Source organism: Staphylococcus sp. GDY8P119P (genome assembly GCF_017892075.1).
Taxonomy (GTDB): domain Bacteria; phylum Bacillota; class Bacilli; order Staphylococcales; family Staphylococcaceae; genus Staphylococcus; species Staphylococcus ureilyticus.
In genome coordinates this window covers 525,479-546,326 of the sequence record NZ_JAESKJ010000006.1, presented here as the reverse complement: position 1 = coordinate 546,326, position 20,848 = coordinate 525,479, and the positions used below count along the sequence as shown (strand labels likewise).

At 31.1% G+C, this 20,848-nt stretch carries 16 protein-coding genes; 7 read left to right on the top strand and 9 right to left on the bottom strand.

The annotated features are described in order from the left end of the window. The first annotated feature begins 150 nt into the window (after positions 1-150). Entirely contained in the window at positions 151-1,059 is a 909-nt protein-coding gene (gene rihC / locus KA830_RS06785; RefSeq protein WP_064209116.1) for a ribonucleoside hydrolase RihC, read from the top strand. 391 nt (positions 1,060-1,450) lie between these two features. Here rihC and KA830_RS06780 read toward each other — a convergent pair whose 3' ends face one another. Further along, positions 1,451-2,629 carry a serine hydrolase domain-containing protein gene (locus KA830_RS06780; RefSeq protein ID WP_046207906.1) on the bottom strand — a complete coding sequence of 393 codons (1,179 nt, stop codon included), beginning with the start codon at positions 2,627-2,629 and terminating at the stop codon, positions 1,451-1,453. Between the two features lie 18 nt (positions 2,630-2,647). Further along, on the bottom strand, positions 2,648-4,306 hold the full coding sequence (locus KA830_RS06775; RefSeq protein WP_204180106.1) for a phospho-sugar mutase: 1,659 nt from the start codon (positions 4,304-4,306) through the stop codon (positions 2,648-2,650). Between the two features lie 456 nt (positions 4,307-4,762). On the opposite strand from KA830_RS06775, the gene KA830_RS06770 reads away from it, so the two are divergent. From KA830_RS06770 to KA830_RS06755, 4 genes are all read left to right on the top strand, one after another. Further along, positions 4,763-6,064: an LCP family protein gene (locus tag KA830_RS06770; RefSeq protein WP_046207908.1), complete on the top strand. Its 1,302-nt coding sequence runs from the start codon at positions 4,763-4,765 to the stop codon at positions 6,062-6,064. Positions 6,065-6,086: 22 nt separating this feature from the next. Beyond that, positions 6,087-6,557 carry a DUF2538 family protein gene (locus KA830_RS06765; RefSeq protein WP_019468155.1) on the top strand — a complete coding sequence of 157 codons (471 nt, stop codon included), beginning with the start codon at positions 6,087-6,089 and terminating at the stop codon, positions 6,555-6,557. A gap of 78 nt (positions 6,558-6,635) precedes the next feature. Continuing rightward, the gene (locus KA830_RS06760; protein ID WP_145381238.1) at positions 6,636-7,058 is read left to right on the top strand and encodes a GNAT family N-acetyltransferase; all 423 of its coding nucleotides are present in this window, start codon (positions 6,636-6,638) and stop codon (positions 7,056-7,058) included. Between the two features lie 236 nt (positions 7,059-7,294). Next, on the top strand, positions 7,295-11,650 hold the full coding sequence (locus KA830_RS06755; protein WP_210134153.1) for a GW dipeptide domain-containing protein: 4,356 nt from the start codon (positions 7,295-7,297) through the stop codon (positions 11,648-11,650). Positions 11,651-11,969: 319 nt separating this feature from the next. Here KA830_RS06755 and KA830_RS06750 read toward each other — a convergent pair whose 3' ends face one another. Next, a complete protein-coding gene (locus tag KA830_RS06750) occupies positions 11,970-12,392 on the bottom strand; it encodes a MarR family transcriptional regulator (protein WP_046207911.1) in 423 nt (140 codons plus the stop codon). 202 nt (positions 12,393-12,594) lie between these two features. Between KA830_RS06750 and KA830_RS06745 the strand changes: the two genes are divergently transcribed. Next, positions 12,595-13,599 carry an acyltransferase family protein gene (locus KA830_RS06745; RefSeq protein ID WP_064209410.1) on the top strand — a complete coding sequence of 335 codons (1,005 nt, stop codon included), beginning with the start codon at positions 12,595-12,597 and terminating at the stop codon, positions 13,597-13,599. 120 nt (positions 13,600-13,719) lie between these two features. Further along, positions 13,720-14,880, top strand: a complete 1,161-nt coding sequence (locus KA830_RS06740; RefSeq protein WP_070038056.1) for an aminotransferase class I/II-fold pyridoxal phosphate-dependent enzyme — start codon at positions 13,720-13,722, stop codon at positions 14,878-14,880. Positions 14,881-15,282: 402 nt separating this feature from the next. Here the strand turns inward: KA830_RS06740 and KA830_RS06735 are convergent, their stop codons facing one another. The 6 genes from KA830_RS06735 to KA830_RS06710 form a co-directional block, all read right to left on the bottom strand. Further along, complete coding sequence (locus KA830_RS06735) at positions 15,283-15,720, bottom strand: MarR family winged helix-turn-helix transcriptional regulator (RefSeq protein WP_064209412.1); 438 nt, start codon at positions 15,718-15,720, stop codon at positions 15,283-15,285. Between the two features lie 242 nt (positions 15,721-15,962). Next, positions 15,963-16,154 (bottom strand): hypothetical protein, encoded by a 192-nt coding sequence (locus tag KA830_RS06730; protein WP_064209413.1) that lies wholly within the window; start codon positions 16,152-16,154, stop codon positions 15,963-15,965. A gap of 47 nt (positions 16,155-16,201) precedes the next feature. Beyond that, positions 16,202-17,020 carry a 1,4-dihydroxy-2-naphthoyl-CoA synthase gene (gene menB / locus KA830_RS06725; RefSeq protein ID WP_046208091.1) on the bottom strand — a complete coding sequence of 273 codons (819 nt, stop codon included), beginning with the start codon at positions 17,018-17,020 and terminating at the stop codon, positions 16,202-16,204. Further along, entirely contained in the window at positions 17,013-17,819 is an 807-nt protein-coding gene (menH, locus tag KA830_RS06720; protein WP_070657725.1) for a 2-succinyl-6-hydroxy-2,4-cyclohexadiene-1-carboxylate synthase, read from the bottom strand. Before menH ends, menB begins: the two co-directional genes overlap by 8 nt. Beyond that, positions 17,806-19,488 (bottom strand): 2-succinyl-5-enolpyruvyl-6-hydroxy-3-cyclohexene-1-carboxylic-acid synthase, encoded by a 1,683-nt coding sequence (gene menD, locus KA830_RS06715; RefSeq protein WP_070657728.1) that lies wholly within the window; start codon positions 19,486-19,488, stop codon positions 17,806-17,808. Before menD ends, menH begins: the two co-directional genes overlap by 14 nt. Then, positions 19,481-20,833 carry an isochorismate synthase gene (locus KA830_RS06710; protein ID WP_046208088.1) on the bottom strand — a complete coding sequence of 451 codons (1,353 nt, stop codon included), beginning with the start codon at positions 20,831-20,833 and terminating at the stop codon, positions 19,481-19,483. The genes menD and KA830_RS06710 overlap by 8 nt, the downstream gene beginning before the upstream one ends. Positions 20,834-20,848 lie beyond the last annotated feature (15 nt).

The window sequence follows — 20,848 nt, the reverse complement described above, 5'->3', positions numbered from 1 at the left end:
AGACTTCTCGAAAGAGAAGTCTTTTTTTTATTCCCGTATCCATGTCCCCTATACCTTTCATTAAATAATTTACTTTGTAACATTTCTTTCTCCAAAAGATGTAGAATATAACTGATAATGCTATTTTTGTAACAGGAGGATTAGATAATTATGAAACAACCAATTATTATTGATACAGACCCAGGTATTGATGATGCAGCAGCGATTAGCTTTGCTTTAAACCATCCAGAATTTGATTTGAAAATGATTTCTACAGTCAATGGTAATGTTGGAATCGAAAAAACAACTGCTAATGCATTAAAAATCAAACGTTTCTTTAATAGCGATGTACCTGTACATAGAGGTGCTTCACAACCACTTTTATCAGCTATTGTAGATGCAAGTGAAGTACATGGTGAATCGGGAATGGAAGGATATACTTTCCCAGAAATCAATGAAAGTGATCTCGATTCTACTCATGCTGTTGAGGCCATGCGAGATGTTTTACTCAAAAGCGAAACGCCTATCACGCTTATTCCTATTGGCCCATTAACGAATATTGCATTATTATTAATGACTTATCCTGAAGTGAAAGCATACATTAAAGAAATTGTATTAATGGGTGGCTCAGCATCTCGAGGTAATGTAACACCATTAGCTGAATTTAACATTTATTGTGATCCTGAAGCTGCTCAAATCGTATTTAATTCTGGCCTACCTATAACAATGATAGGATTAGATGTTGCTAGAAGTTCTAGTTTGACACATGAAACAATTAATGAACTAAAATCAATCAACGAGACTGGTAAGATGTTGCATCAGTTATTCAAACATTATAGAGGAGACGATTTTGAAAAAGGTATTAATGTATATGATGCTTATACATTGCTTTATCTACTGCATCCAGAACACTTTGTTGTACGAGAAGCTGATGTTCAAATTGAAACAGATGGCAAATTAACCAAGGGTGCTTCAGTAGTTGACTTCAAATCTCAATTTCCTAATACAACCGTAGTAATGTCAGTACAAGCAAATATCTTTAAGCAGATGTTTATCGATGCTTTAAAGTATTGTAAGTAAAATTTTAATACACAAATCGCTTGACTCATCTTTTATTATTTACAATTTTTGATCATATGTATGAACTCAGATTCGTAATTAATCATATCTACGACAATCCAGTCTGCATCTTACAAAACAAAAAAGTATTTATTTTGCAGAAAAACTAACACACCTTTTCTAAGGAAATCCATGGACAAACTAATTTAGCGAGATATATCATGCATGTATTTATCTCTAATTAACATTACCGTATAAAAAGCATGCATTTTACGAAACATGAACTATAATTTGTCCTCAAAACATAAACAACTTATTATAAAAGAAAAACCGTCAATTTCTATCGTGGTTTGATAGAAATTGACGGTTATGTTTTAATCAGTGATATTAACACACCTATCACTATTCCCTTTCAATACAACTGTTTTACTCTATTATAATGACCATCTTGATGTAATAACTTAAAGTAAATATGTTTCATTTTATATTCATTATTCATTTTGCCGTTGTCATAATTCGTTGCTAGTACAATAACATAATTATCATTAAAATATACTGTGAATATATTGCCGAAAAAAATGCCATTAATTCTATTTTTATCAGCAAAAGAATAAAAGCCGTATCGGTATGGTCTAGGATATTGTGTAGTCAAACTTTCATGAATAAAAGGCATGGTCGTTGTTTCGTCAAAAATTCTATTGTCTTGTAAATTTAATACCACTTTCCCCATATCATAAGGAGACATGTAAAGGTTACCTGCCCCATCATATTGATTTAATATATTAGGTTTTTGACGAATACGTCTTCCAGTTAATTTATCATTTTTATAACCAACAGCCATATATTTTTGAAAATTTAAATTACTATAACGTGCCGTATATTCTAAATTATATGGTTTCACTAATCTTTCATTTAAATTCTGCATATAAGACTTATGTGTCACCGTCTCTATTACTTTCGATAATATTAAATAATTAGCATCGTTATATTGATATTTATTATATTCTAAAGGATTGATACCTCTCTGTTGTATTGCATGTGTTGCATCATTTAAATCTTTAAATTTTGGATTAGCTTTATATTTATATAACCCACTTTGATGTAACATCAGTTGCTTAATCGAAAGTGGATAAATTGAATCAAACCATTCTAAATAATGCTTTACTGGCGTCATCATATGAATCTCGTCTTCAATTTCTAATTGTTTTAACATGATACCTGTCAAAAATTTTTGTGCTGAGCCAATTAAAAACATCGTATTAGCATTATTTTCTTCACTCTTTTCAAAATCTTGATAACCATAGCCTTTATTCAATTTAAGTTTACCTTTTTCAAAAAGCGCAATGGTACCATTAAAATGAGTTTGTTCCAAATATTCATCTATTTTATTAATTTGTGGATGTTTGTGATCAACAACTGTTTTTAACTTTTTTTGTTTCTTAGATGATTGTTTTTCATTTTCCTTGGTTGAAATCTTTGAAGGACTAATATAATCTTTCATTTGTTTATAGTGTCTATAACCAGTAAAACTTAAAACCAAAAATATGAAAATGATTAAAACAATGATTATTTTATATTTGTTGACTTTCATGTTGTTGCCTCTTTGTTGTTATTTTATATGATTGATATATTCCTCTTTAAATTGATTTGTTAAAGCATCAATATCTTCTATATTTAATGAGAAATACAACTTGATTTTAGGTTCAGTACCAGAAGGTCTCAATGCAATGAAACCTTCATCAAAAATAAAGCGAATTAAATTGGTTTCAGGTAATGATAATGCCTCAGTACTACCCTCTCTTAAATTTTTAATGGTACCTAATTGGTAATCCTCAACTTGTGTTACTTCAAGACCACAAATCGTTGAAACATCTTTATTTCTAAATTGATCCATTATTTTAGTGATTTTTTCAATGCCTTCTGCGCCTTCAAATGTCGGTGATAGAGTTTTATCTTTATATGCACCGATATGCGCATAAATATCTTCTATTGTATCTTTAAATGTCATTCCGTTATTCGCTAATAAATTTTTATATTTGATTAATAAAGGAACCATTTGTATTGCATCTTTGTCTCTTGAAAATGGCTTTGCTAAATAGCCATGGCTTTCTTCAAAAGCAATTAGTAATTGCTTATCTTGATGAGCATTTTCTGTTTCCAATAAATTTGAAATGTATTTAAATCCTGTTAATACATTATTCACTTCTACATCTAATGCTATGGCTAACCTTTCCGCAAGTTCACTTGTGACTATAGATTTAATCATGTATAGTTGCTTACCTTCTTCTACTAAATCTTGGAATCTTAATTTAGTAAGCAAAATACCAATTTCATTTCCATTAAAATATCTGTACGTTTGGTCATTATAACGTTCAATTATACCCAATCTATCAGCATCAGGATCAGTCGCTATAATTAATTGTGCATCTGTATCGTTTGCGAGCTTAATACCGCGTTCAAAAACAGCCTCATCTTCAGGATTAGCTATCGCTACAGTTGGAAAATTACCATCTGGGGTTGACTGTTCTTTTTCAATAACAAAGTTATCATAGTTTAATTCTGATAATATATAAGAAGCCAAAGGTAAACTCGTACCATGTAAACTCGTAAGTACGACTTTAGCTTGTTTCTCAGGAATATCCCCTACTAAATCTTTCACTTCATTTTTATAAGCTTCAGTGACTTCATTTGACATATATGTGATTTTATTATCTTCGAGTAATAAATTAAAATCATCTCTATCAATCTGTAGTGGATGCTCAATAGCGTTAATATATTGACTTAAATGTTCTGATTCATCGGGTAATAATTGTCCACCGTTTTGATCGTATATTTTAATCCCATTATAGTTTTTGGGATTATGACTAGCAGTAATCATCACACCTGCACTTGTTTTTAAATATCTCACCGCAAATGATAATTCAGGTGTGGATTTGTAATTTTCTGATAAAATCGTAGTAATATTATTTTGAGCTAAAACAGACGCCATTTCTTCTGAAAATGCTTTCGATAACAATCTTGTGTCAAAATGGATTACGATGGATGGATTATCAAATTTTGCTTTCAAATATTGCGATAAACCCAATGCAACTTTGCGGACTGTAAATGCATTCAATCGACCCGGTCCTAAACCGAAAGTACTACGTATTCCAGCAGTCCCAAATGTTAGGTTTCCGCTAAACCCTTCTTCTATTTCTTTTTCTGTTTGTGCTTCATAAAATTTTTTTACTAAACTTTCATCTAATTTATCCAACCATTCTGATTTCATGGTTATATCCTCCTTGAAACTTCAATATATTAACAATTTATTCATACGGTATTATCTTTGATTTAATTTAATAAATACCAAAAATCGCTATGACTTTAAAATCTCTGCTTAAAAACTTGCTTAAGTAAAAATATTAATATTATCAATCATTGATAACATTTAACATATGCTAATTATATCGTAAGTTTATAAATAAATCATTTTAGCCATGTCGTTTTTCTTAATAATTATTTCTTTTATTTTCATTAAGAATATTTTAATGGTCAACTGTACGCCAATTTATAATTCAAACTTTAGTAGGATAAATTCTTAGTTGATATTTTTTAATGTTAGTTATAAAATTATAAGTTATAGTACAAATTTCTCTTTACAATAATTTAATGAAATAATCAAAAACTTAACATTAGATCAATATTGTAATATATACAAAATCACATACGATGGGGAGCTTCATACATGAATAAATTTTTAAAATACCTTTTAATATTTCTATCTTTAATTCTTGTAGTTGTTCCAGTTATATTTGCCGTTTTATTACTTAAATCGTCACAAGGTGCATTTGAGCATTCATTGAATACGAGCGATACTTCTAGAGAATCAAGTATTCGTGAATCTAAAGTAAACCCGTCTAAAGATCCAATCTCTATTTTATTTTTAGGTATCGATGATAATAGTGGTCGTGAAAAGAATGGGCAAAGTGCTGAACAATCAAGAACTGATGCAATGATATTATCTACTTTTAACGCAGATAAAGAACAAATTCGAATGTTAAGTATCCCACGCGATACAATCAGTTACATTCCCGAAGTCGGCTATTATGATAAAATTACACACGCACATGCATACAACGGCCCTACAGCTTCTATGGATTCAGTAGAAGCTACATTAAATGTGCCCGTTGATTATTATGTAAGAATTAACATGGAAGCATTCGTGGATGCCGTTGATGAACTCGGTGGCATTGAATACGATGTTCCATATAATATTTCTGAACCAAATACAAACGATACAGGAAAAATAAAAGTGAAAAAAGGTCACCAAAAACTAAATGGAGATGAAGCTTTAGCAGTCGCTAGAACACGTCATCAAGATTCAGATTTAAAACGTGGCCAAAGACAGATGGATTTAATTAAAAAGCTATTTATTAAAGCTCAAAAAGCAGATTCATTCAGTAAATTAGATGATGTAATTGAAATAGTAGGTAAAAACGCGAAGCATAATTTAAGTTACAAAGAAGTAAAAGCACTAGCTACATCTTACTTAAAAGATGATGTTAAAATTAAAAGTAAACAGCTAGAAGGTCAAGATGATTATTTAAATGGTGTTTATTACTATAATCCTAATATTAAAAATATACAAGATACTGCAAATCTTTTGCGCAGCGATTTAAATTTACCTAAAATTAAAGATACAGACGATTTCTTAAATAAACGTGTCATCGACTTTTATGGTACACTCGTACCACAAACAGAAATTGATAGTAGTTTATTACGTAAAAATCAAAAAGATAGCTCTGAGGAAGATGAAGACGATTCAAATTCACAATCGGAACAAAATAATTCAAATTCACAAGATCCAAATTCTACAAATGAAAATCAACAAAATAATATGAATCAAACAGATAATAACCAAACGACAGAGCAACCGAACGATTCAAATCAACAATCTGATTACAACCAACAAATAGATCCTAACCAACAGCAGCAGGATCCAAATCAACAACAAAACACACAAGAATTACAAACAAATCTATATTAAGCTGTAGAGAGGAGATCGCGACATGTCACGAAAAACATATGAAAAATTAGCGAATATAAACGGTATGTTTAACGTTTTAGAACAACAATTAATCCATAGTAAGGATATGGCACTTTTTAGAAATGAATTTTTCTATGTTAATCACGCACATCGTGAAAACTATGAAGCTTTACGAATCTACTACAAGGATAGTGAAACCAACCCTGTTGTAGACGGTGCATGTTATATCGTAGCACTACCCGAAATTTTTGATAAAGTTGATGTTTTTGAATCAGAACTACCTTTTTCTTGGGTTTATGACCAAAATGGTATAACGGAAACAATGAAAGAACTTAGTGTACCACTACAATATTTAATTGCAGCAGCCCTTGAAGTAACAGACGTCAATTTATTTAGGCCGTCAGGTTTTACTATGGGGATGAACAATTGGAATATTGCACAAATGAGAATTTTTTGGCAATATACTGCATTAGTACGTCAAGAAGCTCAATAATACATTAAATAATTACCCTATTACATTATAAATGTGATAGGGTAGTTTTATTATATTCAAAAGAAATGAGGTTTTATCATGTTCGAAGTGGTTACTACATCTAAAATGTTGGATGATGCATACGAAATTAGAAAAGCAGTTTTTGTTCATGAACAAGGAGTCCCGCTTGAAAATGAAATAGATCAATTTGAATCTACCGCTACTCATGTCATAGGTTATGATGAACTACACTCCCCTTTTGCAACTGGAAGGTTTAGACCCTATCAAAATGGAGCAAAAATTGAGCGCGTAGCAATTTTACCAATACATAGAAAATCAGGTCATGGCAAAGCTTTAATGCTTTTTATTGAAACAGTAGCAAAAGAACAAGGGTATAATATGTTAACGCTTAATGCCCAATGCCATGCACAACGCTTTTATGAATCTTTAGGTTATAAAGCTTCAGGTGATATTTTCTTAGAAGAAAATATTGAACATATTTTAATGAATAAAACAATTTGAACTAAATAATTTAATAAAGTTGCAGTTAATGTACATCTTTATTATGTAATATTCCAAAGAGTGTAATATTTTAATATATTTAAAATTAGGCGTATTTCCGCCTTTTCTTAAATTATTTCTACTTTTTTAGTGTCTTAATAAGATTAATTTTATATTACAAATCTATGAAATCAATTCAATTAAACTATCTTCGTATTATAATGGTATTAAATATTAATAATAAAAGGGGCAGTTAAATGACTAATAAAAAGTTGAATTATAAGGTACCTTCAATAGTTGCATTGACGTTAGCTGGTACAGCTTTGACAACCCATTATGCACATGCAGCTGATAATACACAAAATCAGAAATCAAATAAAAATGTGTTGAATGATGAAAATACCTTAAAGCAAAGCGAAGAAATAAAATCTGAAGTTAGTAATCCAACGACAAATATTTCAGGGACACAAACATACAATGATCCAAGTCAAGTGCAAGAACTCAAGTCAGATGAACCTGAAAATTATGATGCACAATTAGACGAACTAAACAAAGACACATCAAGTCAAAATACATATTCTACACAAAATCAAGAAAATCAAAATAATTCTGACAGCAATAAAAATACAGATGCCCAAGCAGTAAATAATGATGTTTCTATAAGTACTGATGTGAAAACCGACAGCACTAACGTAGCAGATCAGAATGATGATAACGCTAATGTTGCTCAAGATGATAATGCTTCTGATGTTGCTGACTCTGAGGTCGCTTCTGATGAATCAACTTCTGATTCTACAAACGATAATAGTACGGCTTCCAACACTAATGAAAGTAAAGACGACAACACTAACGTAGCAGATCAGAATGATGATAAAACTACTGTTGCTCAAGATGATAATGCTTCTGATGTTGCTGACTCTGAGGTCGCTTCTGATGAATCAACTTCTGATTCTGCAAACGATAATAGTACGGCTTCCAACACTAATGAAAGTAAAGACGACAGTACTAACATAGCAGATCAGAATGATGATAACGCTAATGTCGCTCAAGATGATAATGCTTCTGATGTTGCTGACTCTGAGGTCGCTTCTGATGAATCAACTTCTGATTCTACAAACGATAATAGTACGGCTTCCAACACTAATGAAAGTAAAGACGACAGTACTAACATAGCAGATCAGAATGATGATAATGCTAATGTCGCTCAAGATGATAATGCTTTTGATGTTGCTGACTCTGAGGTCGCTTCTGATGAATCAGCTTCTGATACTGCAAACGATAATAGTACGGCTTCCAACACTAATGAAAGTAAAGACGACAGCACTAACTTAGCAGATCAGAATGATGATAACGCTAATGTCGCTCAAAATGATAATGCTTCTGATGTTGCTGACTCTGAGATCGCTTCTGATGAATCAACTTCTGATTCTGCAAACGATAATAGTACTACTTCCAACACTAATGAAAGTAAAGACGACAGCACTAACTTAGCAGATCAGAATGATGATAAAACTACTGTCGCTCAAGATGATGATTCTGAGGTTGCTGACTCTGAGGTAACTTCTGGTGAGACAACTACAACAACTCAATCTGACAATGAAGCACAAACTGAAAAAGTGAATACTTTAGATTCAGATATAAATACGTCACCAAAAACAGTTCAAGTCTATAAAAGTGAGGCAACACCAAAATTAAGAATGGCTAGATCAGTTAGTACACCAACTATAGCTACAAGATCAGCTGTCAGTACTAAATCTACATCTAAAAGTTCATTACCTAAATATACGCCAAAAGTAAATTCGTCAATAAATAATTATATTCGTAAAAATAACTTCAAAGCACCTAACTATGAACAAGATATCGCAAGTTATTTACCAAAATATCAGTATCGTTATGGTAAACCTGAAGGTATCGTTATGCATGATACTGCAAACGATAATTCAACAATAACTGGTGAAATAAATTACATGAAAAATAATTATAATAGCGCATTTGTACATGCTTATGTAGATGGTAATCGTATTATTGAAACAGCTAATACAGATTATTTAGCATGGGGTGCTGGTCCAGCTGCAAACGAACGCTTTATTCATGTAGAATTAGTCCATACTCATGACTATGATTCATTTGCTCGTTCTATCAATAACTATGCAGACTATGCAGCTACAAACCTACAATATTATGGACTTGCTCCTGATAGCGCTGAGTATGATGGTGTTGGGACTGTTTGGACGCATAAGGCTGTAAGTAATTATTTAGGTGGATCAGATCATATCGATCCACATGGTTATTTAGCTAATCATAATTATAGTTATGATGAACTTTATGATTTAATTTATGAAAAATATTTAATTAAAACAGGTAAAGCTGCCGCTTGGGGTTCTACGTCATCTGGAAGTACAAGTGGAAGCAAAAATGAGTCAAGTGGTTCTACTACAAAACCGTCTACTAATACTGGTAAATTAACAGTATCAACGAACAACGGTGTTGGGCGCATAAACACAAATAATGATGGATTATATACCACTGTTTATGATCAAAATGGTAGAAAAACAAGTAAAACGAATCAAACGTTAAAAGTTACAAAATCGGCGACTTTAGGAAACAAAAACTTTTACTTAGTTTCTGATTATAATAAAGGTAATTTAATTGGATGGGTACATCAAAGTGATGTAAGTTATAACTCTGCTAAGCCAGTTGCTAAAAATAATCAATCTTATAAAATCAAACCTGGTGAAGTGATTTATACTGTACCTTGGGGCACCAATTCTCAGAAAGCAGGCACAGTTTCAGGCAGCTCTAGTCAAACATTCAAAGCATCAAAACAGCAGCAAATTGGCAAAACAAATTATATTTATGGCACAGTAAATAATTTATCCGGTTGGGTAAGCTTAAGTAAATTAACTTCAACAAGTAAAACAGCTACCTCCCCTAGTACAAGTAATAATTTAACTGTCAATACGCTTATCAATCAACAAGGTACAGTCGCTAAAACAAATCATGGTGTTTATACATCTGTATATGATCAAAAAGGTATTCAAAAATCATATGTTAATGGTAAAACTTACAAATTAAGTAAAAAAGCTACATTAGGTAAAAATTCATTTTATTTAATTACAGATAACAAAACAAATACTAACCTAGGTTGGATGCAAACAGGTGACATCACTGTTAAAGAAGCAGTTACAAAAGCTACTGCTACTCCTACAACATCTGTTAGTAAAATCGGACAATTAAACACAAACAATTCTGGTATTAAAACAACTGTTTATGATAAAAAAGGTAAAAATGCTTCTAAATTTGCTGGTCGTACGTATACTGTAACTAAGCAACGTACTCAAGGTGATAACACTTATGTGTTAATCCAAAATACAAAACAAAATACACCAATTGGTTGGGTTAATACTAAAGATATAAATACGCGTAACTTAAGCAAAACAAAAGCTAAAAATGGACAATATACTGTAAAAGCTACTAACAATGGCTTATATGCAATTCCATGGGGTACAAAAAATCAGCAATTAGATACCCAAAATAATATTAAAAACAGTAAATTTAACGCATCAAAATCTGTGTTTGTTGATAAAGACGAGTACCTATACGGAAACGTCAATAATAAAACTGGTTGGATTGCAGCTAAAGATTTGTATAAAACTCCAACACAATCAAAAATCACACCACAAAAATTCGACTATGTTATTTACAATGCCAATGGTAACTATTACCTTGATCCTAATGCTACAAAATCAGCTGGATCATTAAAAGGTTTCCATGAAAGCATCTTTACTGTTTTTGAAAAACAAATCATTAATGGGGTTACTTGGTATCATGGTAAATTATCGAACGGTAAAATTGTTTGGATAAAAGAAAGCGACTTACGAAAAGAGCTTGTAAAATACTATAAATCTAATCTCACTTTAGATCAGGCGGTAGCGTTACAACATGGTTTGAAATTCAAACCTCAAATTCAACGTACACCTGGAAAATGGGAAGATGCAACAAAGAGTGAGATTAAAAATGCTATGGATAGTAGTAAGCTTGCTAAAGATCCAACTCAAAAATACCAATTCTTACGCTTAGATAAATCACAAAATATTTCTGGTACTGATTTAGATAAACTATTAGTTGGCAAAGGCATATTAGAAGGACAAGGTGAGGCATTTAGTGAAGCTGCTAAAACTTATAACATTAATGAAGTTTATTTAGTTTCTCATGCCCTACTTGAAACTGGAAATGGAACTTCTAAGCTTGCTAATGGTGGTGATGTAGTAAATAATAAAGTTGTCACTAATGGCGCTAAAAAATATTACAATATGTTTGGTATTGGAGCCGTTGATAAAGATCCTGTAAAACAAGGTTTTGCTACCGCTAAAAATAATGGCTGGGATACTGTTAAAAAAGCAATTGTTGGTGGCGCTAAATACATTGCTAATTCATACATTAACCAAGGACAAAATACTTTGTATAAAATGCGTTGGAATCCTGATAATCCAGGCGTTCATCAATATGCAACTGATGTTGCATGGGCATCTCATAATGCTACACGTATTAAAGGTTTCTATGATTCAATGAATAAATTGGGCAAATATTTTGATGTAAACACATATAAATAGCATGAAATCATAATGTATAAGTTTTAAAACACAAATAAACCTTAGGTGAAAATTCACCTAAGGTTTATTTGTTTATATAGTACTAACATATTAAGTATCATTATACTAAACAGTTTTGTAAACGTCATAGAAACTTTTTAAAACTCTGTTATGACATATTGTTCTTTTCCAACATGAAAGCTTTTCCAATCATTGGATAGCTATTTATTGTTTCTGTTTCTATGCATTTTTGGTTCATTTGAACCCTATCATAACTTTGTATCATATCACTGTGTTACATAATAAAATGATGCTGAAAACTTTAGCCACCATTTGTCATTTACTTGATATAATGATGATGCGTATTTAATTTATTTAATAAATAATTTAGATTTTCAATATCATTTGAAGTTAAATTTTGACACCTTGCTTCTATCAAAGCCACCCTAACTTCGTTAATTTGTTGAACAAGTGCTTTTGTTTTTTCTGTAATCATTAAATCTTTACATCTTAAGTCTTTGTTTGACTGTTTACTAGTTATATAGCCCATTTGACATAATTTTTTGATCCATCTAGACACAATAGACTGTTCTTTATTAATTTTCATTGTTAAATCATATTGTGATAACACATTATAATGATATAAAATCCTTAACATTTCTAACTGTTCTGAAGTTAAATCTGTGCGTTGGCCAAACCTTCTACTGACTAAATTTAAATCATTACTTGTAAGTGTAATTAATTGTTCTAGTTGTTTATACATGTTGTTTCATCTCCACTACTTTAATTAAAATGTTCAATAGCATTTAAATTTATTATTTTATTTTCTAATATTATAATGTTATTCCTCATAATATACAATAATAATCTACAAATCAGTCGGTTTTGTTGCATTTGTCATATGTTTTATAATAAATTAGTAACAGTGATTATAAATTTTACCTGCATATAAAAGGAGCAACCCTATGACACAGTTAAAAGAAAGAGATTATTTCTTCGACAATGCGAGAATGATATTAATTTTTCTTGTTGTATTTGGTCATTTATTACAACCATATACTGAAGAAAGTAAATATCTTTCTTCACTTTATTTAACTATATATAGTTTCCATATGCCCTGTTTTTTATTCATCTCAGGTTATTTTGCTAAAAAAGCAGGCAAAGCTGGTTATCTAGAGAAAGTTTCAAAAAAATTGTTAGTACCTTATTTTATTTTCTTTGGATTTTTCACCTTTTACTATTATTTCACAGGAAAAGAGGACAGTGTTAAATTCGATCCATTTGATCCTGTTTTTGCATTATGGTTTTTACTGACATTATTCTTTTTCCATGTCATATTAGTAATAGTAAAAGACTATAAACCTTATTTTGTATTACCAATATCTATTATTATTTCTTTATTTGCAGGTTACTCAGATAATATTGACAATTATTTAAGTTTTTCAAGAACAATCATGTTCTTCCCTATTTTTTATTTAGGTTATTTATTTACGAGTGAACATACACGTGTGTTAAGAAATAAGAAATTCATACCGGTCGCTGTTAGCATTTTACTCCTTTTTTATATCATTTATACCTTGCATCCTATAAATGCTGATTGGTTATTAGGTGATTCACCTTATATGTCACTGGAAGGTAAACAAGATTTATATAGTCCAATTAAACGTTTGCTATTATACTTTATTATTTTAATTACAATGTTTTCTTTCCTTAATTTAATACCTGAAAAAGAAAGATTTTTCACATACATTGGGCGTCGCACTATGTATGTCTATTTACTACATGGCATTGTAATTGGTATTATACGTGGTTTTAATATTTATCCGTTTAAAGACCACATCTCTATACTGACTTATATATATCTACTCTTATTTACTAGTATAATTGTATATGTATTATCAACTAGATTTATCTCTAAGTGGACCAATCCAATTATTAACTTGCAATCCCCTTCGAATTTTAAAGATTAAAATAATTTCCAGCCGATTTGTAGTTGATTCAAATATGTTACGATGGTAGTAATTTGATATTTTAAGCTAGTCATACTTATTTAACTACAAATCGGTATTTTTATTTTGAGGTGAAAAACAATGAAGCTATCATTAAACGACAATTCTAAATTTTTAACAGCACCAAGTATTAGGCAATTTTCAAATAAAATTAAAGATATTGATGATTGTATCAATTTAACAATCGGTCAACCAGATTTTCCTATGCCTGATGTCGTAAAAAATGCATATATTACTGCAATAAAAGAAAATCAAACAAAGTATTCTCATAACAAAGGGTTACTTGAAACACGAAATGCAGTCAGTCATTATTTTAAACAGCGCTATGGTTTCCATTATAGCTCTGATGAAATTATTATTACAAATGGCGCTAGTGAAGCATTAGACACAGCTTTGAGAAGCATTATTAACCCAGGTGATGAAATATTAATCCCCAGCCCTATTTATGCAGGTTATATCCCTTTAATTAAAACACTTGGTGGCGTTCCTGTATATATCGACACTACAAAAACAGATTTCAAAATAACACCTGAAGCAATCAAGCAAAATATATCGTCAAAAACAAAAGCAATTCTTTTAAATTATCCGACAAATCCCACTGGTGTTATTTTGACTTATGATGAAATTCATGCACTTACAGAAATGTTAAAAAATGAAGAGATTTTTATCATTAGTGATGAAATTTATGCAGAAAATACCTTTAATCATCAACACACTTCTTTTGCTGAATTTAAATCCATCCGTGATCAGTTATTGCTCGTCAATGGATTAAGTAAATCTCACTCTGCTACTGGGATTCGCATTGGTTTTCTAATAGGTCCTGAATATTTAATTGAAAAGTTAACATTTATGCATGCCTATAATTGTATATGTGCTAATGTACCTGCTCAAATAGCTTGTATAGCAGCATTAAACGAAGGATTAGATGCACCTCACTATATGAACAAAGCATATATTGAAAGACGAGATTTTTTAATCACAAAACTACAATCTTTAGGATTTAAACTCGACGCTAAACCAGAAGGTGCTTTTTATATCTTCCCAAGTATTGAAAATTTCACAGAAAATGATTTTGATTTTTGCGTTGATGTACTCGAAAAAGCACACGTTGCAATGGTACCAGGTTCTTCATTTACAGACATTGGTAAAGGCCATGTGCGTATTTCTTATGCCTATGAACTCGATGCCTTAAAAGAGGCAATGAGAAGATTAGAACTTTATATAAAAGAACATTATGAATAACGCCTTGTTATTTTGTATTTAAAATTTATTTACCAATGATTACTACGCTAACTTCCATATTCTATGTAGGCAGTCAAAAAACTCAATTGAATATAATCAAAAAATTTTAGTGTGATTAATATCCGACATTCGATTAGTCGGTATAATGATTTAATAAATCGAGAAACTATATCAAATTGTTAATAATAGTAGGATTAATAAAGTGAATTTTTTAATGTGATTATTATGCTGAGGATTATGTGGAAAACTTACTTAGAGATAACTACGCACTTAAGCAGAGGTAATTTTCTTAAAAATATATCTGTTAAGAAGTATGACATAAAAGAGGCTCGTAAATGAATTTCTAAAAATTCATTTACGGGCTTCTTTTATATTACGCTTTATATTTCAAATATGTGCATTTTATTGATAAATATTTTTTTCAGCAAATTTTTTCATTAATTTATAATATATATCTATATCTTCTGAACTCATATTGAACTGAGTTAACACTTCATCTGAAATTTGCTCAAATTTCTCTTTTAACACACTTCCCTTTTGTGTCAATTGTACTTTAACTCTTCGTTCATCCTCTTCTGTTCTCATACGTTCAATTAGTCCTTTTTTTTCAAGTCTCTTAATAATTGGGCTTATTGTACCAGAATCTAAATATAATTGATCGCATAATGTCTTGATAAATACAGGATTTGAGTTTTCAATATATAACATCACTACATAATTTGGAAAGCTAATATCATACTGCTTTAGGTGTTTGTTAAATTTATTTACTATCTCTTTACTAGAAACATAAAACAGAAAACACATATCTTTCATAAGTTCTTTATTTTTATATTGTGTCATTCATTACTCTCCTCTGCCCTTTTTTATTATATTAATAGAAATTTTATTTTTGGTCAAATATAATAACAAAATGTTTAAAAGTTTTAACATTACTAGTATTAGTCAATAGAATATTCTGAAAACTAATTTTATCCAACTTACATGTTTTTCATTTAATTTTTAATAATAAATTTAAAACCTGGATTTTCATTTTATATTCTCATTTTTATCATTGATGAAAATGAATTTTTTTAACTTTAGATTCATTCATATAACCAGTCATTATGTATCATTTTGGTAATAAGGTGTATTCGTTCGAACCATGCATTGGTCAATTTGTCATTCAGCATCAAATAATCACTAGACAACTTTAAAACAATAAAAAAACCGTTAATTTCTAAATATTCACTAGAAATTAACGGTTGTCGTTTTAGTTTTAATACCATGACTTTCATTCAAAAGCCTCTATATTTATTGACGCGTTGTTACTAAATATCTTTACTTATGGAAATTTAGGGAATTGATCAAAATCAGGATTACGTTTTTCTTTAAACGCATCTCTGCCTTCTTTAGCTTCATCTGTTGTGTAATACAACAGCGTAGCATCGCCCGCCATTTGTTGTAATCCTGCTAATCCATCAGTGTCAGCGTTCATCGCTGCTTTTAAGAATCTTAATGCTGTCGGAGAATGTTGCATCATTTCTTCACACCATTTCACCGTTTCATCCTCTATATCAGCTAAAGGTACAACCGTATTTACTAAGCCCATGTCTAAAGCTTCTTGTGCATTGTATTGACGGCATAAATACCATATTTCACGTGCTTTTTTATGTCCTACAATGCGCGCTAAATATCCTGAACCATAACCTGCATCAAATGATCCTACTTTTGGACCTGTTTGACCAAATATTGCATTATCTGCAGCGATTGTTAAGTCACAAACAACATTTAATACATTTCCGCCACCAATTGCATATCCTCTAACCATAGCGATGACAGGTTTTGGAATAATACGTATCAATCTTTGTAAATCCAACACATTAAGACGCGGAATTTGATCTTCACCTACATAGCCACCATGGCCACGTACTTTTTGGTCTCCACCTGAACAGAATGCTTTATCACCTTCACCTGTAAGGACAATAACCGAAATACGTTGATCATCTCTAGCTCTTGTAAATGCATCTATCATTTCTTGTACCGTATTCGGCGTAAACGCATTACGAACTTCAGGTCTATTAATAGTTACTTTGGCTATGCCGTTATAAAATTCGTACTTAATCTCTTTATATTCTTTAATTGTTTCCCATTGTCTAGTCATTTTGCTCCTCCTTAAAAATAAAACCTAACACTATTTTATCAAATTCTGTCATTTCTTCCACATGTACAGTATGACCACTACCTTTAACTTCAAATAGACTCGTCTCTGGTATTAAGTCGCACATGTGATAACCAATTTTTATAAATTTTTCGTCGAAACTTCCTACAATTATGCAAGTCGGAATTGCAATATCTGATATTTTTGGCCATAAGTTAGGCATTTGTCCAGTACCATAATCTCGTAAAGCTTTTGCTAATCTCACAGGATTTTGTTGTAATCGCATTTGACGAATCTTTCGTTTTGTTTCTGTATTTAAATTATACTGACTTTGAAATAAAGGTAATTTTTCCCAATCATTTACAAAAATTTCTAATCCAGCAATTTCTAAAACTTTTGCACGTGCTTGATCAATTTGAATTCTTTCGATGCGGTCGTCTTCATCTGCAATTCCTGGTGAACTGCTTTCTAATATCAATCCATTTAAGTGGCACGTTCCATAAAGCGCATAATATAAAGCGATTCTACCACCCATAGAATAACCGTGTAAAAAAATACGATATGCCTTAAACAAAGCTAATGTATCGTCTAATAATTGGCAGATAAATTCGAAATTCCAAGTACTCGTTTCACTTGATTGATCAAAACCATGACCTGGCAAGTCAATGGTTAATACATTGATTTCATCCGTGAACGTTTTGATATGTTCATCGAATGTCGATTGATCACTTATAAATCCATGTAATAATACGATCAAATCATTTGAGTTCTTTGTAGATTGATGAAATTTATAATGTAACATCTATAATATCACTCAATTTCAAATAAAGATTTTGGTGTTGGCTTAAGTTTTCATCACGATTTGTAATGATTTCATATATATGTGCACCAAGTTTTGACAGTTCTGCATACTTAAAAGTTTCAATTGTTTCAAAACGTCTGTAAGAAAAATCATAAAGTAATGCAGCATGTTCAAAGTTTAATCCTGTCGGTGTACCAAATAGTCTTTCAAAATAAATATCAGCAGACGACTTTTGTGGTAAAAAGGAGAAAATTCCGCCGCCATCATTATTTAAAAGTATGATATTTAAGTTAATATCATTTAATTTTGACATAAGTAAACCATTCATATCATGGTAAAATGCTAAATCACCTATTAATAATGTGACACGTTTATGTGCTGCCATTCCTATCGCTGTAGAAATAACACCATCTATGCCATTTGCACCTCTATTAGCATAAATCTCTGCTTCACAATCTATAAATAAGTTATCGACATCACGGATTGGCATACTATTGCTAACAAATAATGCATCCTCTTTCGTCAATTTATCTAATAGATTTGCTACAAAAGCTGACTCATCCGTAGCAGTTCTCAAATAATCTTTGATTTTAATATGTGCTTGCTTTTCTAGTGATTGCCATTTTTCTAACCAATTTTTTCGTTCTACAGTTGGAATTTCAGAAAGCTGCCTAAAGAAATCATTGGCCGACATTTCGTAAGATACATGCGGTACCTTTGGAAATGCATCTGGTTGATCATTATTTTGCACTAATATTTGAAAAGCTTCTGTAGCTTTTAACCATTGATTTACTTTTTTAGAAATCACTGGTTTACCTACGCGAATAATAAAATCAGCATTTATAGATAACCCCGATCTATACAGTAAATCATAAGTTGTCACTACATTAGGATGATGTTCTTTACGTAATTGACTCAAAGGATCTGCCAAAATAGGCATGTCATGTATGGTTGCATAAGTAAGTATTTGATCTACATCTTGATGTTGCATATCACCCACAACAATGAGGCCTTTACGTTTTTGCATAATCGTTTTGATTTCATTCAAACTTGCTGTTTTTTGATAATGAGGCAAAATCTTATTATCTGAATTTAACCATTCTACTTTTTCTAGGTTCGGTGTTAATGGCTCTCTAAATGGCAAATTCAAATGTATGGGTCCACGATGCGGACCGTAGAAATATTGGCTTGCTTTTTGTATTTGAAATTTGATAGTGTTTAACAAATAATCTTGTGATTCATCGGCATCTGCTATTGGAAAATCAAATTGGTATTGAACATAATTCTCGAACATATTTGTTTGATTTATCGCTTGCGGTGCACCTATTCCTCTTAATTCATGCGGTCTATCACTCGTCAATACGACTAATGGTAAATGACTTAAATCACTTTCTGCAATTGCAGGCGTATAATTGGCAGCTGCAGTACCAGATGTACATAAAATTGCAACTGGTCTTTCACTACCTTTCATTAACCCCATCGCAAAAAAAGCAGCGCTACGTTCATCTGGATGAATCCAAGATTTCAGTTTTGGGTGTGCCTCTATAGCAATAGCTAGTGGCGTTGAACGAGAACCAGGGCTTATTACCACTTCTCTTATGCCATATGCATATAGTTCTGAGACTAATGTAAAAACTTGTTTTGTTAAAGCGTCTGTGTGATTACTCATATTTCTCTACTCCTAAAGCTTTCATCATCGGATTGAATTTAACCGCAGTTTCTTCTACTTCACTATCAGCATCAGAATTTTGTACAATACCGCAACCAGCAAATAAAGTAGCTTGATTCTTTTTAATTAACATCGATCTAATAGCTACGATGAACTCACAGTTATCATACATATCAATATATCCTACTGGTGCGCCATATAGACCTCGTGTACCAAATTCATTATTTTCAATATAAGAAATTGCTTCTTCCTTAGGATAACCACCTAATGCTGGTGTAGGATGAAGATTATCTAATAATCCAATATATGAATTTTGTAACAACCGTCCTTCAATTTTGGTATATAAATGATATAAATGATCATTTGTTAAAATTTGAGGTTTTTTATTAAATGTAATTTCTTCTACATAAGGTTTGATATCATTCAATATACTTTTAACAACAAAATGATGCTCATTTAAATTCTTGTCATCGTTTAAAAATGCATCAATATTTGCCTTATCTATGTCATCTCGATGTGTTCTTTTAATTGTACCAGCAACAGCTTTCGTCGATAACACGTCATCTTTGACTTCCATTAATTGCTCAGGGGTTTGGGAGAAAAACACACTATCTTGTGATTCAAGCACAAATAAGTAGCTATTATGTTCACCCTGCATTGCCCTATTGAGTATATATGGAATGTTAATGTTTTTATCAAACATAATAAGCCTTTTTCTTGCAAGGACAATTTTTTTATTTTCATCTAAAATATCAATTGTATCTTTAACTAACTCACGCCATTCGTCTTTATAAATATCGTCAATTCTTTTAATATCCCCTATTTCATCACTAGGTTGAACGTCCTTTTGTGTAAGTCTATCAATGATTGCTAAGAAAGTATCTATCTCAAACTTATCGGCTTCTACTGTATACGTTATAAATGATTGTCCCTGCTCCATCGTAACGAGTACTTCAGGTAAGACAAAATGATTAATACCAAACTCACGCCATTCATCACCTGATTTATGCGTTGAAAATTGGAAACCACCACAAATTTTCAAATGATGTCTTTCTGAATTTGGATGTATTAACTCAATATCATTTTTATACTTTTCCCACTCACGAAAAATAGATTGTTTATTTTCAAAATCGTTTTTAAATCTCGTGATAGCATGATAGCCAAAGAATGAAGTTTCGTTGTCATTTTTCTTGAAATAAAAACGGTCTCCCGCACAATCTTCGGTTAAATGAAATAATAATGTAGGCTCTAATTCATAATCTAATTTTGCTTCTACAGAAACCCAAGTATGGTTACTTTCGTATACCGCTTCGACAATTTCACTTTCCTTGACATCTAAAGTCATCTATTTCACTTCTTT

Excerpts from the sequence above, each read along its gene's own strand:
- rihC (WP_064209116.1), top strand. The coding sequence starts at position 151 with ATGAAACAACCAATTATTATTGATACAGACCCAGGTATTGATGATGCA.
- KA830_RS06780 (WP_046207906.1), bottom strand. The coding sequence starts at position 2,629 with ATGAAAGTCAACAAATATAAAATAATCATTGTTTTAATCATTTTCATA.
- KA830_RS06775 (WP_204180106.1), bottom strand. The coding sequence starts at position 4,306 with ATGAAATCAGAATGGTTGGATAAATTAGATGAAAGTTTAGTAAAAAAA.
- KA830_RS06770 (WP_046207908.1), top strand. The coding sequence starts at position 4,763 with ATGAATAAATTTTTAAAATACCTTTTAATATTTCTATCTTTAATTCTT.
- KA830_RS06765 (WP_019468155.1), top strand. The coding sequence starts at position 6,087 with ATGTCACGAAAAACATATGAAAAATTAGCGAATATAAACGGTATGTTT.
- KA830_RS06760 (WP_145381238.1), top strand. The coding sequence starts at position 6,636 with ATGTTCGAAGTGGTTACTACATCTAAAATGTTGGATGATGCATACGAA.
- KA830_RS06755 (WP_210134153.1), top strand. The coding sequence starts at position 7,295 with ATGACTAATAAAAAGTTGAATTATAAGGTACCTTCAATAGTTGCATTG.
- KA830_RS06750 (WP_046207911.1), bottom strand. The coding sequence starts at position 12,392 with ATGTATAAACAACTAGAACAATTAATTACACTTACAAGTAATGATTTA.
- KA830_RS06745 (WP_064209410.1), top strand. The coding sequence starts at position 12,595 with ATGACACAGTTAAAAGAAAGAGATTATTTCTTCGACAATGCGAGAATG.
- KA830_RS06740 (WP_070038056.1), top strand. The coding sequence starts at position 13,720 with ATGAAGCTATCATTAAACGACAATTCTAAATTTTTAACAGCACCAAGT.
- KA830_RS06735 (WP_064209412.1), bottom strand. The coding sequence starts at position 15,720 with ATGACACAATATAAAAATAAAGAACTTATGAAAGATATGTGTTTTCTG.
- KA830_RS06730 (WP_064209413.1), bottom strand. The coding sequence starts at position 16,154 with ATGAAAGTCATGGTATTAAAACTAAAACGACAACCGTTAATTTCTAGT.
- menB (WP_046208091.1), bottom strand. The coding sequence starts at position 17,020 with ATGACTAGACAATGGGAAACAATTAAAGAATATAAAGAGATTAAGTAC.
- menH (WP_070657725.1), bottom strand. The coding sequence starts at position 17,819 with ATGTTACATTATAAATTTCATCAATCTACAAAGAACTCAAATGATTTG.
- menD (WP_070657728.1), bottom strand. The coding sequence starts at position 19,488 with ATGAGTAATCACACAGACGCTTTAACAAAACAAGTTTTTACATTAGTC.
- KA830_RS06710 (WP_046208088.1), bottom strand. The coding sequence starts at position 20,833 with ATGACTTTAGATGTCAAGGAAAGTGAAATTGTCGAAGCGGTATACGAA.